This is a genomic window from Pseudomonas sp. TE3911 (assembly GCF_054062775.1).
Window position 1 is genome coordinate 1,452,461 of record NZ_JBSSFP010000001.1, and the last position, 13,369, is coordinate 1,465,829.

9 protein-coding genes and 1 pseudogene are annotated in these 13,369 nt (G+C 59.3%); 7 read left to right on the forward strand and 3 right to left on the reverse strand.

Annotation, left to right across the window (positions count from 1 at the left end; all coding sequences use genetic code 11):
• Nucleotides 1-155 precede the first annotated feature (155 nt).
• Genes ACVWXD_RS06705 through ACVWXD_RS06720 form a run of 4 tightly spaced genes read left to right on the forward strand, consistent with a single transcriptional unit; the run spans nucleotide 156 to nucleotide 4,821 of the window.
• A complete protein-coding gene (locus ACVWXD_RS06705) occupies nucleotides 156-626 on the forward strand; it encodes a MarR family winged helix-turn-helix transcriptional regulator (RefSeq protein WP_095184411.1) in 471 nt (156 codons plus the stop codon).
• Nucleotides 626-2,077, forward strand: coding sequence for an efflux transporter outer membrane subunit (locus tag ACVWXD_RS06710; RefSeq protein WP_457370809.1), 1,452 nt, complete (start codon nucleotides 626-628; stop codon nucleotides 2,075-2,077). The genes ACVWXD_RS06705 and ACVWXD_RS06710 overlap by 1 nt, the downstream gene beginning before the upstream one ends.
• A 15-nt stretch (nucleotides 2,078-2,092) precedes the next feature.
• Complete coding sequence (locus ACVWXD_RS06715) at nucleotides 2,093-3,292, forward strand: HlyD family secretion protein (RefSeq protein ID WP_032889802.1); 1,200 nt, start codon at nucleotides 2,093-2,095, stop codon at nucleotides 3,290-3,292.
• Complete coding sequence (locus ACVWXD_RS06720) at nucleotides 3,292-4,821, forward strand: DHA2 family efflux MFS transporter permease subunit (protein WP_032889801.1); 1,530 nt, start codon at nucleotides 3,292-3,294, stop codon at nucleotides 4,819-4,821. Before ACVWXD_RS06715 ends, ACVWXD_RS06720 begins: the two co-directional genes overlap by 1 nt.
• A gap of 156 nt (nucleotides 4,822-4,977) precedes the next feature.
• Here ACVWXD_RS06720 and lpxH read toward each other — a convergent pair whose 3' ends face one another.
• Both lpxH and ACVWXD_RS06730 read right to left on the reverse strand, forming a co-directional pair.
• On the reverse strand, nucleotides 4,978-5,727 hold the full coding sequence (gene lpxH, locus ACVWXD_RS06725; RefSeq protein ID WP_032889799.1) for a UDP-2,3-diacylglucosamine diphosphatase: 750 nt from the start codon (nucleotides 5,725-5,727) through the stop codon (nucleotides 4,978-4,980).
• Nucleotides 5,724-6,227: a peptidylprolyl isomerase gene (locus ACVWXD_RS06730; RefSeq protein WP_032889796.1), complete on the reverse strand. Its 504-nt coding sequence runs from the start codon at nucleotides 6,225-6,227 to the stop codon at nucleotides 5,724-5,726. The genes lpxH and ACVWXD_RS06730 overlap by 4 nt, the downstream gene beginning before the upstream one ends.
• Nucleotides 6,228-6,486: 259 nt before the next feature.
• On the opposite strand from ACVWXD_RS06730, the gene ACVWXD_RS06735 reads away from it, so the two are divergent.
• Together ACVWXD_RS06735 and cysS are read left to right on the forward strand one after the other, a co-directional pair.
• A complete protein-coding gene (locus ACVWXD_RS06735) occupies nucleotides 6,487-8,187 on the forward strand; it encodes a glutamine--tRNA ligase/YqeY domain fusion protein (protein WP_457370810.1) in 1,701 nt (566 codons plus the stop codon).
• Between the two features lie 20 nt (nucleotides 8,188-8,207).
• Nucleotides 8,208-9,596 carry a cysteine--tRNA ligase gene (cysS, locus tag ACVWXD_RS06740; protein WP_032889792.1) on the forward strand — a complete coding sequence of 463 codons (1,389 nt, stop codon included), beginning with the start codon at nucleotides 8,208-8,210 and terminating at the stop codon, nucleotides 9,594-9,596.
• A 373-nt stretch (nucleotides 9,597-9,969) separates the two neighbouring features.
• Here the strand turns inward: cysS and ACVWXD_RS06745 are convergent.
• Nucleotides 9,970-10,198 (reverse strand): annotated as a pseudogene (locus tag ACVWXD_RS06745) (monovalent cation/H(+) antiporter subunit G).
• Between the two features lie 175 nt (nucleotides 10,199-10,373).
• Between ACVWXD_RS06745 and ACVWXD_RS06750 the strand changes: the two are divergent.
• The gene (locus tag ACVWXD_RS06750) at nucleotides 10,374-13,307 is read left to right on the forward strand and encodes a M64 family metallopeptidase (protein ID WP_181643828.1); all 2,934 of its coding nucleotides are present in this window, start codon (nucleotides 10,374-10,376) and stop codon (nucleotides 13,305-13,307) included.
• The last annotated feature ends 62 nt before the right edge of the window (nucleotides 13,308-13,369 follow it).

A 13,369-nucleotide genomic window follows, 5' to 3' on the forward strand; every position in this document is an offset into this window, starting at 1 on the left:
TGACACACCGTGATCGGGGGCAAGCCCCCTCACACATTTGCTCCCGCCTGTCGTCGAATTAGCAAGCAAGCTAATTATTCCATTTGACATTCGCTGCCTAAGCAGTAACATCTCGTCATACATTCGCTGCCTAGGCAGCAATAAGGTGACTTTCGATGCCCCATTTCACCCCCGAAAACTTCCACAACTGCCATCTCGGCCTGTTGCTGGGCCGCGCTGCGATCCTCAAGGACCGCATCATCGACACCCATATGGAACCCCACGGCATCACGGCCGCGCAGTTCAAGGTGTTGATCATCATGGCCCAGTTCGGCGTCGACACCCCGGCGGAGCTGTGCCGCAACCTGTCCCTGGACAGCGGTTCGATGACCCGCATGCTCGATCGCCTGGAGCAAAAAAACCTGCTCAGCCGCAAGCGTTCCGAGCTGGACCGACGCCAGGTGCAGTTGGTGTTGACTGCCGACGGCCAGCGCCTGGCGGACATGCTGCCGCACATCGGCGCCCAGGCGCTGAACCAACTGGCGGGCGTATTGGAGCCCGGCGAGTTGGAAACCCTGGAACAGATCCTCAAGAAAATTCTGATAGCTGCGGGTGATCCCATCACCCTTCAGCGGGTAGGTAAATGATGAATCCACGTGCCCTATGCCTAGTGCTGGTCGCCATGAGCATGGCCGGTTGCGCCAATTTCAGCGGCCTCGACACCCAAGGCCAGCGCCTCGACGCCAACACTCTGCAAGCCGGTAAATCCCTGAGCGGCGTGACCCTGTCGAGTGCGGCCTGGCCCAACGCCGATTGGTGGAAAGGCCTCGGCGACCCACAGCTCGACGGCCTGATCCATGAAGCCCTGCAAAACAGCCCCGACATGCAAGTGGCGAGCGCCCGTGCCCACCAGGCCGAAGCGGCCGCCTACGCCGCCGACGCGTCGCGCATGCCGACCCTGGATGCCAGCGCCGGTGTGACCCGTTCGCGGCTGGCCAAGGATCAGGACCCGCTGGGGCAGGGCGATGCGTACTCCACCGTGCGAAAAATCGGTGCCAGCTTCAACTACACCTTCGACCTCTGGGGTGGCCAGCGCGCCGCCTGGGAAGCTGCATTGGGCCAGGCCCGTGCCGCTGAAGTCGATCAACAGGCCGCGCGCCTGACCCTGGCTGCTGATGTGGCCAAGGCCTACAGCGACCTGGGCCAGGCCCATATCGTGCGCGACCTGGCCACTGACGACCTCAAGCGCACCCGGCAAATGCTCGATCTCAGCAAGCGCCGCCTGGATTCGGGCATCGACAGCCACTATCAGTACCAGCAGACCGAAAGCCTGGAAGCCAGCTCCCAATCGCAATTGATCGACGCGGAAAAACAACTGCAGAGTGCCAAGATCGCCCTCGCGGTGCTGCTCGGTAAAGGCCCGGATCGCGGCAATGAGCTGGCGCGTCCCAGTGTGTTGAAACCCGCTGCCGTTGCCGTACCGTCGGTGTTGCCTGCCGAACTGTTGGGCCGTCGCCCGGACCTGATCGCCGCACGGTGGCGTGTGGAGGCGGCGAGCAAGGACATCGCGGCCAGCAAGACGCGCTTCTACCCCAACCTCAACCTGAGCGCGAGCGCCGGGGCCGAGTCGTTGCTGGGGGATGCGATGTTCGGGTCGGCCAGCCGCTTCTTCAATATCGCGCCAACGATCTCGCTGCCGATCTTTGACGGCGGCCGCCTGCGCGCCGGCCTCGATGCCCGCGACGCCGACTACGACCTCGCCGTGGCCCAATACAACAAAACCCTGGTGCAAGCCTTGGGTGATATTGGCAACACCCTTTCGCAACTGCGCGAAACCGGCCGGCAGATCCAGGCCCAGCAACACGCTACCGATATTGCCCAGCAGTCCTACGACACGGTGCTTCAGCGGTACGGCTCCGGGATCGGTAACTACCTGGACGTGCTCAGCATCGAACAGCAATTGCTGCAGGCCCAGCGTCAGCTGGCGACCCTGAATGCCGGGCAGATCGCTCTATCGATTCAATTGATGCAGGCCCTGGGCGGCGGGTTCAACGCCGACAACGTGGCGTCGACCACCCCAGCCACTCGCACGGAATAATTTGAGGTATTTGTCATGGCCACTGCCGAAAACACTAACGCTACAGAACAACCCAAAGACAACAACCCGCGCAAACGCAAAGTCATGCTGATCGGCCTTGCGCTGATCGTCATCCTCAGCGTCCTCGGCGTATGGGCCTGGCACGAATTCTACGGGCGCTTCAACGAGAGCACCGACGACGCTTATGTGAACGGCAACGTGGTGGAAATCACCCCGCTGGTCACCGGCACCGTGGTGAGCATCGGCGCGGACGATGGCGACTTGGTCCACGAAGGCCAGGTGCTGGTCAACTTCGACCCGAATGACGCCGCCGTCGGCCTGCAAAGTGCCCAGGCCAACCTGGCGCGTACCGTGCGCCAGGTGCGTGGCTTGTACAGCAACGTTGATGGCATGAAAGCCCAGGTCAACGCGCAGAAAGCCGATGTGCAGACCGCTCAGGACAACTACAACCGTCGTAAGACCCTGGCCCAGGGCGGGGCGATTTCCCTTGAGGAACTGTCCCATGCCCGTGACAGTCTGACGGCCGCCAAGAACGCCCTGACCAACCTCGAGCAGCAGCTCAAAACCAGCAACGCCCTGGTGGATGACACGGTGATCTCGTCCCATCCGGACGTGCAAGCCGCCGCCGCGCAATTGCGTCAGGCCTACCTGACCAATGCGCGCAGCACCCTGATCGCGCCGGTCACCGGCTATGTCGCCAAGCGCTCCGTGCAACTGGGCCAGCGCGTGCAGCCGGGTACCGCATTGATGGCCGTGATCCCGCTGAACCAACTGTGGATCGACGCCAACTTCAAGGAAACCCAACTGCGCGACATGCGCATTGGCCAACCGGTGGACATCGAGTCGGATATCTATGGCAGTGATGTGAAATACAGCGGCACCGTCGACAGCCTCGGCGCCGGCACCGGCAGCGCGTTCGCCCTGTTGCCGGCGCAGAACGCCACCGGTAACTGGATCAAGATCGTGCAGCGAGTACCGGTGCGCATCCATATCAATGCCGAAGAGTTGGCCAAGCACCCACTGCGCGTTGGCTTGAGCACCGTGGTGAATGTGGACCTGCACGACCAGAGCGGTCCCGTGCTGGCGCAACAGCCGCCACAAAAGGCCTCTTTCACCACCAACGTGTATGACCGCCAATTGGCCGAAGCCGATGCCATGATCACCCAGTTGATCCATGACAACAGCGTCGCCGCTCCCAAGGCTGTGCAACGCTGATGAGCAATAACGCCTCGTTCACGCCACCCAGCCTGTTGATGGCCACCATTGGCCTGTCGCTGGCGACTTTTATGCAGGTGCTCGACACCACCATCGCCAACGTGGCGTTGCCGACCATTTCCGGCAACCTGGGCGTGAGTTCGGAGCAGGGCACCTGGGTGATCACCTCGTTTGCGGTGAGCAACGCCATCGCCTTGCCGCTCACCGGTTGGTTGAGCCGACGCTTTGGCGAGGTGAAGCTGTTTCTGTGGGCGACCATTCTGTTTGTGCTGGCATCGTTCCTGTGCGGGATTTCCACTTCGATGCCCGAGCTGATCGGCTTTCGGGTACTGCAAGGCTTGGTGGCGGGGCCGTTGTACCCGATGACCCAAACCTTGTTGATTGCGGTCTACCCGCCGGCGAAGCGCGGCATGGCACTCGCGTTACTGGCGATGGTCACGGTGGTCGCGCCGATTGCCGGGCCAATCCTCGGCGGCTGGATCACCGACAGCTACAGCTGGCCGTGGATCTTCTTTATCAACGTCCCCATCGGCATCTTTGCGGTGATGGTGGTGCGTGCTCAGCTGAAGAAGCGACCTGTGGTCACCAGTTATCAGCCGATGGATTACGTCGGGTTGTTAAGCCTGATCGTGGGGGTCGGCGCCTTGCAGATCATCCTCGACAAGGGCAATGACCTGGATTGGTTCGAATCCAACTTCATCATCATCGGCGCGGCGATTTCGGCGATTGCCCTGGCGGTGTTCGTCATCTGGGAACTGACCGATAAGCACCCAGTGGTCAACCTGCGGCTGTTTGCCTACCGCAACTTCCGCATCGGCACCATCGTGTTGATCCTCGGTTACGCGGGCTTCTTTGGCATCAACCTGATCCTGCCACAATGGCTGCAAACCCAGATGGGCTACACCGCCACCTGGGCCGGCCTGGCGGTGGCACCGATCGGGATTCTGCCGGTGCTGATGTCGCCGTTCGTGGGCAAGTACGCGCACAAGTTCGACCTGCGTCTTCTGGCGGGCCTGGCGTTCCTGGCGATTGGCTTGAGCTGCTTCATGCGCGCAGGCTTTACCAATGAAGTGGACTTCACCCACATCGCCCTTGTGCAGTTGTTCATGGGGATTGGTGTTGCACTGTTCTTTATGCCGACCTTGAGCATCTTGATGTCCGACCTGCCACCGCACCAGATTGCCGACGGTGCGGGCCTTGCAACCTTCCTGCGTACGTTAGGCGGCAGTTTTGCGGCGTCGCTGACCACCTGGATCTGGATTCGCCGGGCGGACCAGCACCATGCGTACATGAGCGAGAACATGACCACCTATGACGCGGCCACGCGCAATGCGCTGGATGCGTTGGGTGGGGCAGGGCACAAGGCCTATGCGCAGTTGGACCAGATCCTCACCAGCCAGGCGTACATGATGTCCACCGTGGATTACTTCACGTTATTGGGGTGGATGTTCATGGGATTGATGCTGCTGGTGTGGCTGGCGAAGCCGCCGTTTGGCGCCAAGGCAGGGCCGGAAGCAAGCGGCCACTGATCCACACGGACTGGAATGCAATCAAATGTGGGAGGGGGCTTGCCCCCGATAGCGGTGGGTCAGCCAAAAATAGGCTGACTGATCCACAGCCATCGGGGGCAAGCCCCCTTCCACATTTTGATCTCTGTTCACATTGGATCAGTGATGTTTGAGGTCTCAGGCGCCAGGCAATGCCAGCTGCGGATTCACAAAATCAAACGCCGCCAACTGAAACCCTTGCTCATCCACCTGCAACGCCCAACCCTGCTTGTCCCAATCCCCCAGCACAATGCGCTTGGCCGCCTGCTCGCCAATCTGCAGTTTGTGGATCGCCGGGCGGTGGGTATGGCCGTGGACCAGGGTGCGCACGCCGAACTGCTGCATCACCCGCGGCACTTCCTCGGGGGTTACATCGACAATGTCGTTGGCCTTCATGCGCGTCTGCGCCCGGCTCTCACTGCGCAGCTTGCGCGCCAGCTTGTGGCGGGTGCGCAAGGGCAAGTGACGCAGGATAAACAGCACAATCGGGTTACGCAGGATGCGCCGCAGCTTCATATAACCCACGTCGCGGGTGCAGAGGCTGTCGCCGTGCATCAACAGCACGGGTTCGCCATACAACTGCACGACACTCGGGTCCTTGAGCAAGGTCGCGCCTGCTGCTTTGCAGAACGCCTTGCCGATCAGGAAATCGCGGTTGCCATGCATGATAAAAATCGGGGTACCGCTGTCGCTCAGCTCGCGCAGGGCTGCGCAAATCGAACGTTGAAAGGGGGTCATCCCATCGTCGCCAATCCAGGCTTCGAAGAAGTCCCCCAGAATGTACAACGCCTGGGCGCCACGGGCGCGGCCGTGGAGCAGATCCAGAAACGCCCGGGTGATGTCCGGGCGCTCCTCTTCCAGATGCAAATCTGAAATCAGCAGTATCACCCAACGATCTCGGCTTTCTCGACGATTACGTCTTCTGCTGGAACGTCCTGGTGACCGGCTTTGGACGTGGTGGACACGCCTTTGATCTTGTCGACAACGTCCTGGCCTTCGGTGACTTTACCGAACACGGCGTAGCCCCAACCCTGCACGTTCTTGCCGCTGTGGTTCAGGAAGGCGTTATCGGCCACGTTGATGAAGAACTGTGCGGAGGCCGAATGCGGCTCCATGGTACGGGCCATGGCGACGGTGTACTTGTCGTTGGAAAGGCCGTTGTCCGCTTCGTTCTGGATGCTTGGACGCTTGTCTTTCTTCTCTTTCATGCCTGGCTCGAAACCGCCGCCCTGGATCATGAAGTTACCGATGACGCGGTGGAAAACGGTGTTTTCGTAGTGGCCAGCGTTCACGTACTCGATGAAGTTGGCGACGGTGATCGGCGCTTTCTCGGCGTTCAGCTCGATGACGATCTCGCCGTGGTTGGTGGTCAGTTTGACTTGAGTCATGTTCACTACTCTTTCAGGAAATTCGTGGGTTTGAGCGCCTTGGCGCCTTACCGGTTTGGCTAAACTGCGGCCAAGGCGCGCAGTTTAGCGTGCCTTGCAGGAATTTCGAGGTGGTTTTTTACCGCGCCCGTCATAAAAGCAGCAATAAATGCAGCAGTTTTTGACCGCGCTCTGTCAGCAGCTTGACAGCATCAGCTATGATACGGCCTTTGTTTTATCTGGCCCCAACCGGCCACGAACCTGTCTGTTCAAGGATCCTATGAGCAAGCCCACTGTCGACACTACCTCGAATTCCAAGGCCGGACCTGCCGTCCCGGTCAATTTCCTGCGCCCGATCATCCAGGCGGACCTGGATTCGGGCAAGCACACGCAGATCGTCACCCGCTTCCCGCCAGAGCCCAACGGCTACCTGCACATTGGTCACGCTAAGTCGATCTGTGTGAACTTCGGCCTGGCCCAGGAGTTCGGTGGTGTCACGCACCTGCGTTTCGACGACACCAACCCGGCCAAGGAAGACCAGGAATACATCGACGCCATTGAAAGCGACATCAAGTGGCTGGGCTTCGAATGGTCCGGTGAAGTGCGCTATGCCTCCAAATACTTCGACCAGTTGTTCGACTGGGCCGTCGAGCTGATCAAGGCCGGCAAGGCCTACGTCGACGACCTGACCCCGGAGCAGGCCAAGGAATACCGTGGCACGCTGACCGAACCGGGCAAGAACAGCCCGTTCCGCGACCGTTCCGTGGAAGAGAACCTCGACTGGTTCGCCCGCATGCGCGCCGGTGAGTTCCCGGACGGCGCCCGCGTACTGCGCGCCAAGATCGACATGGCTTCGCCGAACATGAACCTGCGCGACCCGATCATGTACCGCATCCGCCATGCCCACCACCACCAGACCGGTGACAAGTGGTGCATCTACCCGAACTACGATTTCACCCACGGTCAGTCGGACGCCATCGAAGGCATCACCCACTCCATCTGCACCCTGGAGTTCGAAAGCCATCGTCCGCTGTACGAGTGGTTCCTGGACAGCCTGCCGGTTCCGGCGCACCCGCGTCAGTACGAATTCAGCCGCCTGAACCTGAACTACACCATCACCAGCAAGCGCAAACTCAAGCAACTGGTCGATGAGAAGCACGTGTTTGGTTGGGATGACCCGCGCATGTCGACCCTGTCGGGCTTCCGCCGTCGCGGCTACACCCCGGCGTCGATCCGCAATTTCTGCGACATGGTCGGCACCAACCGTTCCGATGGCGTGGTTGACTTCGGCATGCTCGAATTCAGCATCCGTCAGGACCTCGACGCGAATGCTCCGCGCGCTATGTGCGTCTTGCGTCCGTTGAAAGTCGTGATCACCAACTATCCGGAAGACAAGGTCGATCACCTCGAACTGCCGCGTCATCCGCAGAACGAAGCACTCGGCGTGCGCAAGCTGCCATTCGCCCGTGAAATCTACATCGACCGCGATGACTTCATGGAAGAGCCGCCAAAAGGCTACAAGCGCCTGGAACCGAACGGCGAAGTACGCCTGCGCGGCAGCTACGTGATCCGCGCCGACGAAGCAATCAAGGACGCCGATGGCAACATCGTTGAGCTGCGTTGCTCCTACGACCCGGAAACCCTCGGCAAGAACCCTGAAGGCCGCAAAGTCAAAGGCGTGATCCACTGGGTGCCGGCTGCGGCCAGCATCGAGTGCGAAGTGCGTCTGTACGATCGCCTGTTCCGCTCGCCGAACCCTGAGAAGGCCGAAGACAGCGCCAGTTTCCTCGACAACATCAACCCTGATTCCCTGCAAGTACTCACTGGTTGTCGTGCTGAGCCATCGCTTGGCGACGCACAGCAGGAAGACCGTTTCCAGTTCGAGCGCGAAGGTTACTTCTGCGCGGATATCAAGGACTCGAAACCAGGCGCTCCGGTATTCAACCGTACCGTGACCTTGCGTGATTCGTGGGGCCAGTGATTCTGTTTTAAGGAACTGTCGTGCTAACGATCTACAACACACTCAGCAAGACCAAAGAAGTCTTCAAGCCGCTGGATGGCAACAAGGTGCGCATGTACGTGTGCGGCATGACCGTGTACGACTACTGCCACATCGGCCACGGCCGCAGCATGGTTGCCTTCGACCTGGTGACCCGCTGGTTGCGTTTCAGCGGCTATGACTTGACCTATGTTCGCAACATCACCGACATCGACGACAAGATCATCAACCGCGCCAATGAAAACGGTGAGTCGTTCGACGCGCTGACCGAGCGCATGATCGCCGCGATGCATGAGGACGAGGCTCGCCTCAACATCCTCAAGCCGGACATGGAGCCGCGCGCCACGGACCACATCCCTGGCATGCACGCCATGATCCAGACCCTGATCGACAAGGGTTATGCCTACGCCCCCGGCAATGGCGACGTGTACTACCGCGTCGCCAAGTTCATGGGCTACGGCAAGCTGTCGCGCAAGAAGATCGAAGACCTGCGCATCGGTGCGCGTATCGAAGTCGACGAAGCCAAGCAGGATCCGCTGGACTTCGTGCTGTGGAAAGGCACCAAGCCCGGCGAGCCGAGCTGGGAATCCCCGTGGGGCGCCGGGCGTCCGGGCTGGCACATCGAATGCTCGGTGATGTCCACCTGCTGCCTGGGCGAGACCTTCGACATTCATGGCGGCGGCAGCGACCTTGAGTTCCCGCACCACGAAAACGAAATCGCCCAGAGCGAAGCCGCCACCGGCAAGACCTACGCTAACGCCTGGATGCACTGCGGCATGATCCGCATCAATGGCGAGAAGATGTCCAAGTCCTTGAACAACTTCTTCACCATTCGCGACGTGCTGGAAAAGTACCACCCGGAAGTAGTGCGTTACCTGTTGGTGTCCAGCCACTACCGCAGCGCCATCAACTACTCGGAAGACAACCTCAAGGACGCCAAGGGCGCCCTGGAGCGGTTCTACCACGCGTTGAAAGGCTTGCCCGCCGTTGCACCGGCTGGCGGCGAAGCGTTCGTGGCACGGTTCACCGAAGTCATGAACGACGACTTCGGCACACCCGAAGCCTGCGCGGTGCTGTTCGAAATGGTGCGTGAAATCAACCGCCTGCGCGAGAGCGATCTCGACGCAGCGGCTGGCCTAGCTGCTCGCTTGAAAGAGCTGGCCAGCGTGCTGGGCGTATTGCAGATGGAAGCCGATGACTTCCTGCAAGCCGGCGCCGAAGGGCGTGTGGATGCGGCTGAGGTTGATGCGCTGATCCAGGCGCGTCTGGCGGCTCGCGCAGGCAAGGACTGGGCGGAATCCGACCGTATCCGTGACCAACTGACCGCGATGGGCGTGGTGTTGGAAGACGGGAAGGGCGGGACGACGTGGCGGTTGGCTGATCAGGCCTGATTGGCAAACGCTGGATGAAAAACGCCCCGACTGGTTCGGGGCGTTTTTTTTGCGCACCTTTTTAGTGAGCGGCTCACCCGATCGAGTGTGGGAGGGACGGAGTGAGGATTCGACATGCCCCCGATAGGGCTGTGTCAGCCAACATACCTGCCAACAGTGCCGCCGCCTTCGAAGCCTCGCTAAAGCTCGACATCTCCCACAGGGGGCTGTGTCCATGAGGTCTACAGCCGACTGCTTTCCACCTGGCAACAGCGATCAAGTGTGGGAGGGGGCTTGCCCCCGATTGCGGTGAGTCTGCAACAGATGAACTGACTGAACCACTGCGATCGGGGGCAAGCCCCCTCCCACATTTTTACCGTGTTCGCCTCAGAGCTCAGCGGCGGCTGCTGACTTCAGCGGGCACGTCATCACCGGCCATGCGCTTACGAAACAGCGCCGTACGGGCCAGCAGCACACCAGGCCCCCAACGTCGAGGCGAGGGCAGGCGGCTGCATGTGCTGGAAGACGTCCTTCATGCGCAACAACCCGGTCGCACCGATCAGCGCAAACACTCTGCGGAGTGGCTGGCAGGTGTTCACTATGTGCCGACTGGTGTACCGAATGAAGGCTAATTGCAGTTGCCGGGTTTGACTCGCGGCAATGTGCCTGAGTCACCTTTCTTGACAAACATCAATTTATGATCCTGACTTAAATCAGAGAACGTTAGCGTAGTGTGCGGCGAAACAGTTTTATCTCTTAAAGAATTTTGATCTCCTCACCGGTACGAAGGATATTGGAATGAATAAGATATTAACTGTATTGGCGCTACTGGTGTGGATGCCGATCTCCCAAGCTCAAAGTGTGTGGATGCAACTGCAAAGTCAGCACGATGCGCTAGATGTTGCTGAAGTTTCCCTCGGTAATTACAAGGTGCCTCCGGCGATTTTGGCGGAACATGCCGATGTTGAGCGGGGATGGAAAGTTATTACTGTGGACGCCAATGGCAATACGCTTTATAGCAGCACCATTAATGACAGTCGTTATCGTCGCGGCGAAGTTTTTAATGAGATAACAGGTGCAATATCAAGTGTCAGTGCGGAATCTGCTGTAGAAGGCACTGAAGAAGTATTACTTCCTTACGACAGCCAAGTGTCCAGGATCAAGATCTTTCGTATTGACCTCAAGGCGGTTGACTCACTCGATGGCACAGCGATGCGTAAGCCGTTACTGGAACTCGATCGCCAGGCCATCGAACGCTTGGCGAAGCGAGCACCTTTGCGTGGTGTCCTAGGCGATATCGACAGCGACAAGGTGGTCATGCTTAATCCGGACGGTAGCACCCAGAGAAAACCGCTGGTGTTTGCCATTGTCGGCGATGGTTATGCCCAAGACGATATGCAGGCCTTTCGTGACGACACTCAGGCCGCCATTGACATTATTATGGGTGATACTGTTTTCGATGCGATTAAAGATAAAGTGGGTTTTTTACGCTTTGACCATGTTTCGCCGGTATCGGGTGAGCCGGATACCAAGAATATTGAAACGATCATGCGGCACAGTAATCAATTGGGGCACGGCATCTATGACGTCTCGATTAAACTTTCAAAGTTCACTTACCATCAGAACGGCGTCGGCGGCCTCGCCAGTACCAATAGGATTTATATCTTTAAACCGTCTGCCAATACGCCGCTGGCCATCACATCGATTCCCCATGAAATCGGTCATGCGTTGTTCGGGTTGTCGGATGAGTATGCGTCCTATGGCGCCGGCGAGACGTGCTTCGATGTCGAGCCTGCGGCGCCGAATATCACCCGTCAGACTGACAGGGAAAAAATCAAGTGGGGCGATCTGATCAGTCCGCAAACGCCTTTGCCAACCGAAGAAAATGCGGTTGAAGCTGGCACGTTAGGCCTTTACACCATCCACAAAGACTGTACGTACGGCCCCGTACCCCAAGGCATCATGGGCGGTGGACGTTATGGCGTGAAAAGTCACGAGGCTGGTTGGGGGGCGGTCAACGAGCGGCAGATTCGCAGTGTGCTGCATGCGTACCTGGGTAACGACGTGCCGCTTGTTTTTGCCCCGTCAGTTGTCATGAAGATAAAAACCGGGGAGAGACGTGAACCCATAGTGTCCTCTTACCGCAACAGTCGCGCTCCCCTGACGGTGGAGGCGGGATCGACGAGTGTGCCTAATGCAGGCGGAGCGCCGTTTACGTATCGTTGGAAGATCCCTGTTGAACTCAACCCGCAGGTCAACGGGCGTTACGCGTTGATTGAGGCTCCAGCGGCGCCGCAATTCATGGAGTACCCGGTCGAGGTGCAGATTACTGACGGCAAGATGGCGAACACCCGGAGTGAGACGCTGAAAGTCCTTCCCTCGGTGCGGATCAAAGGGGAAATCATTGGCGCCTCTTCCGCTAACGGAGGGACCTGGGTGGAATTGACGGCCGACATCTCCCACGAAGGCGCAGAGGACCCCGAATTTCAATATCGCTGGACCGTGCCGGACGGGTGGACCCAGCCCATCGGCGTGACGCAGAAGAGTTTGCGCATCGTTGCCCCCACGCCCTCTGTCAGTACGCCCTTTACGTTCAGTGTCAGTGTCACGCCGCTGATGAAGTTACCGGGCACCGAGAACGATCCTTATCCTGAAAAAATCAGCCTTCCGGCCGATACCGTGACACTGGAGACCTCCGTTGTCGTCAGGCGCAGGCAACCCGTAGACACTGACCCCTATGCCAAAATCCAGGGACCTTCGTCGATAAAAAGCGCTCAAACCTTTCAGTTGGATGGGTCCAGTTCAGAGATCCCCCATTCGTCGGCCAAGATGACATATCGGTGGAATGCCGCTGATTTTGAGCCATCCAGTTCATCCGCAGTGGCACCTGATTTCAAAGCGCCTGAGAAAGCGGGCAGTTTCCTGGTATCGCTGACGGTGACCAACAGCGAGAACCGCAGTAATACCGTCACGCGCAGCATTCAGGTCGAGTCCGATGAGCCCACGCCCGAACCCGACAGGGTAGAGGGGCCGCAGACGCTGATGTCCGGTGAGGTGGCTGTCTTTACCGCCGTCGTCAATGATCTGCGGGATGTTCGCGGCTATAGCTGGGCGTTTTCGCCGGCGTTTGCTTACCAGAATGTGAGCGCCCCGAATATCGTGGCGAAGGCGCCCGAGGTCACGCAAAGTACGACCGGCAGGGTTACGGTGCTGGTTTACCGCACCGGTTCCCCCAATCCGACTTCGCTGTCCAAGGACGTCGTGATAGAGCCCAAGCCAGTGGATAGCCCTGCACCGCAGGCGATAATCAGCGGTCCGATTTCCGTGGAGGCAGGCAAGACGCTGACTCTGTCGGGCGCGGGGTCGAGTGGCGGCAACCTGCGTTATGCATGGACGGCGAATGAGTTTTCGCCGGCGTCTTCCTCCGGGATCGGTCCGATCCTTACCGCGCCTGCCACGGCTGGCCCACGCATCATCAACCTCATGGTGACCGATGTCGACAATCGCAGCGCCAGTGCAAGTCATACGGTTAACGTCACAGCCCAACAAGCCGGTAACTGCGCGCCGGCCTGGGTGGCGAGCAAGGCCTACGCGACGCCCAACGAGAAGGTGTCCTATGACGGTTACAACTACGAGGTCGCCCACTGGACGCAGAATAATCGGCCTGACCTGAACTTTGTATTGAGCGGTTCAGCCAAGCCGTGGCGGCGCTTGAGTCCTTGCACGCCCTGAGGCGGGCGGACCTTCAATCACTGTTGGAGCGAAGTTTGCTCGCGAAACCCTGAGTGCGCCAC

Coding starts and splice junctions, on each gene's coding strand:
- ACVWXD_RS06705 (WP_095184411.1), top strand. CDS start 156: ATGCCCCATTTCACCCCCGAAAACTTCCACAACTGCCATCTCGGCCTG.
- ACVWXD_RS06710 (WP_457370809.1), top strand. CDS start 626: ATGAATCCACGTGCCCTATGCCTAGTGCTGGTCGCCATGAGCATGGCC.
- ACVWXD_RS06715 (WP_032889802.1), top strand. CDS start 2,093: ATGGCCACTGCCGAAAACACTAACGCTACAGAACAACCCAAAGACAAC.
- ACVWXD_RS06720 (WP_032889801.1), top strand. CDS start 3,292: ATGAGCAATAACGCCTCGTTCACGCCACCCAGCCTGTTGATGGCCACC.
- ACVWXD_RS06730 (WP_032889796.1), bottom strand. CDS start 6,227: ATGACTCAAGTCAAACTGACCACCAACCACGGCGAGATCGTCATCGAG.
- ACVWXD_RS06735 (WP_457370810.1), top strand. CDS start 6,487: ATGAGCAAGCCCACTGTCGACACTACCTCGAATTCCAAGGCCGGACCT.
- ACVWXD_RS06750 (WP_181643828.1), top strand. CDS start 10,374: ATGAATAAGATATTAACTGTATTGGCGCTACTGGTGTGGATGCCGATC.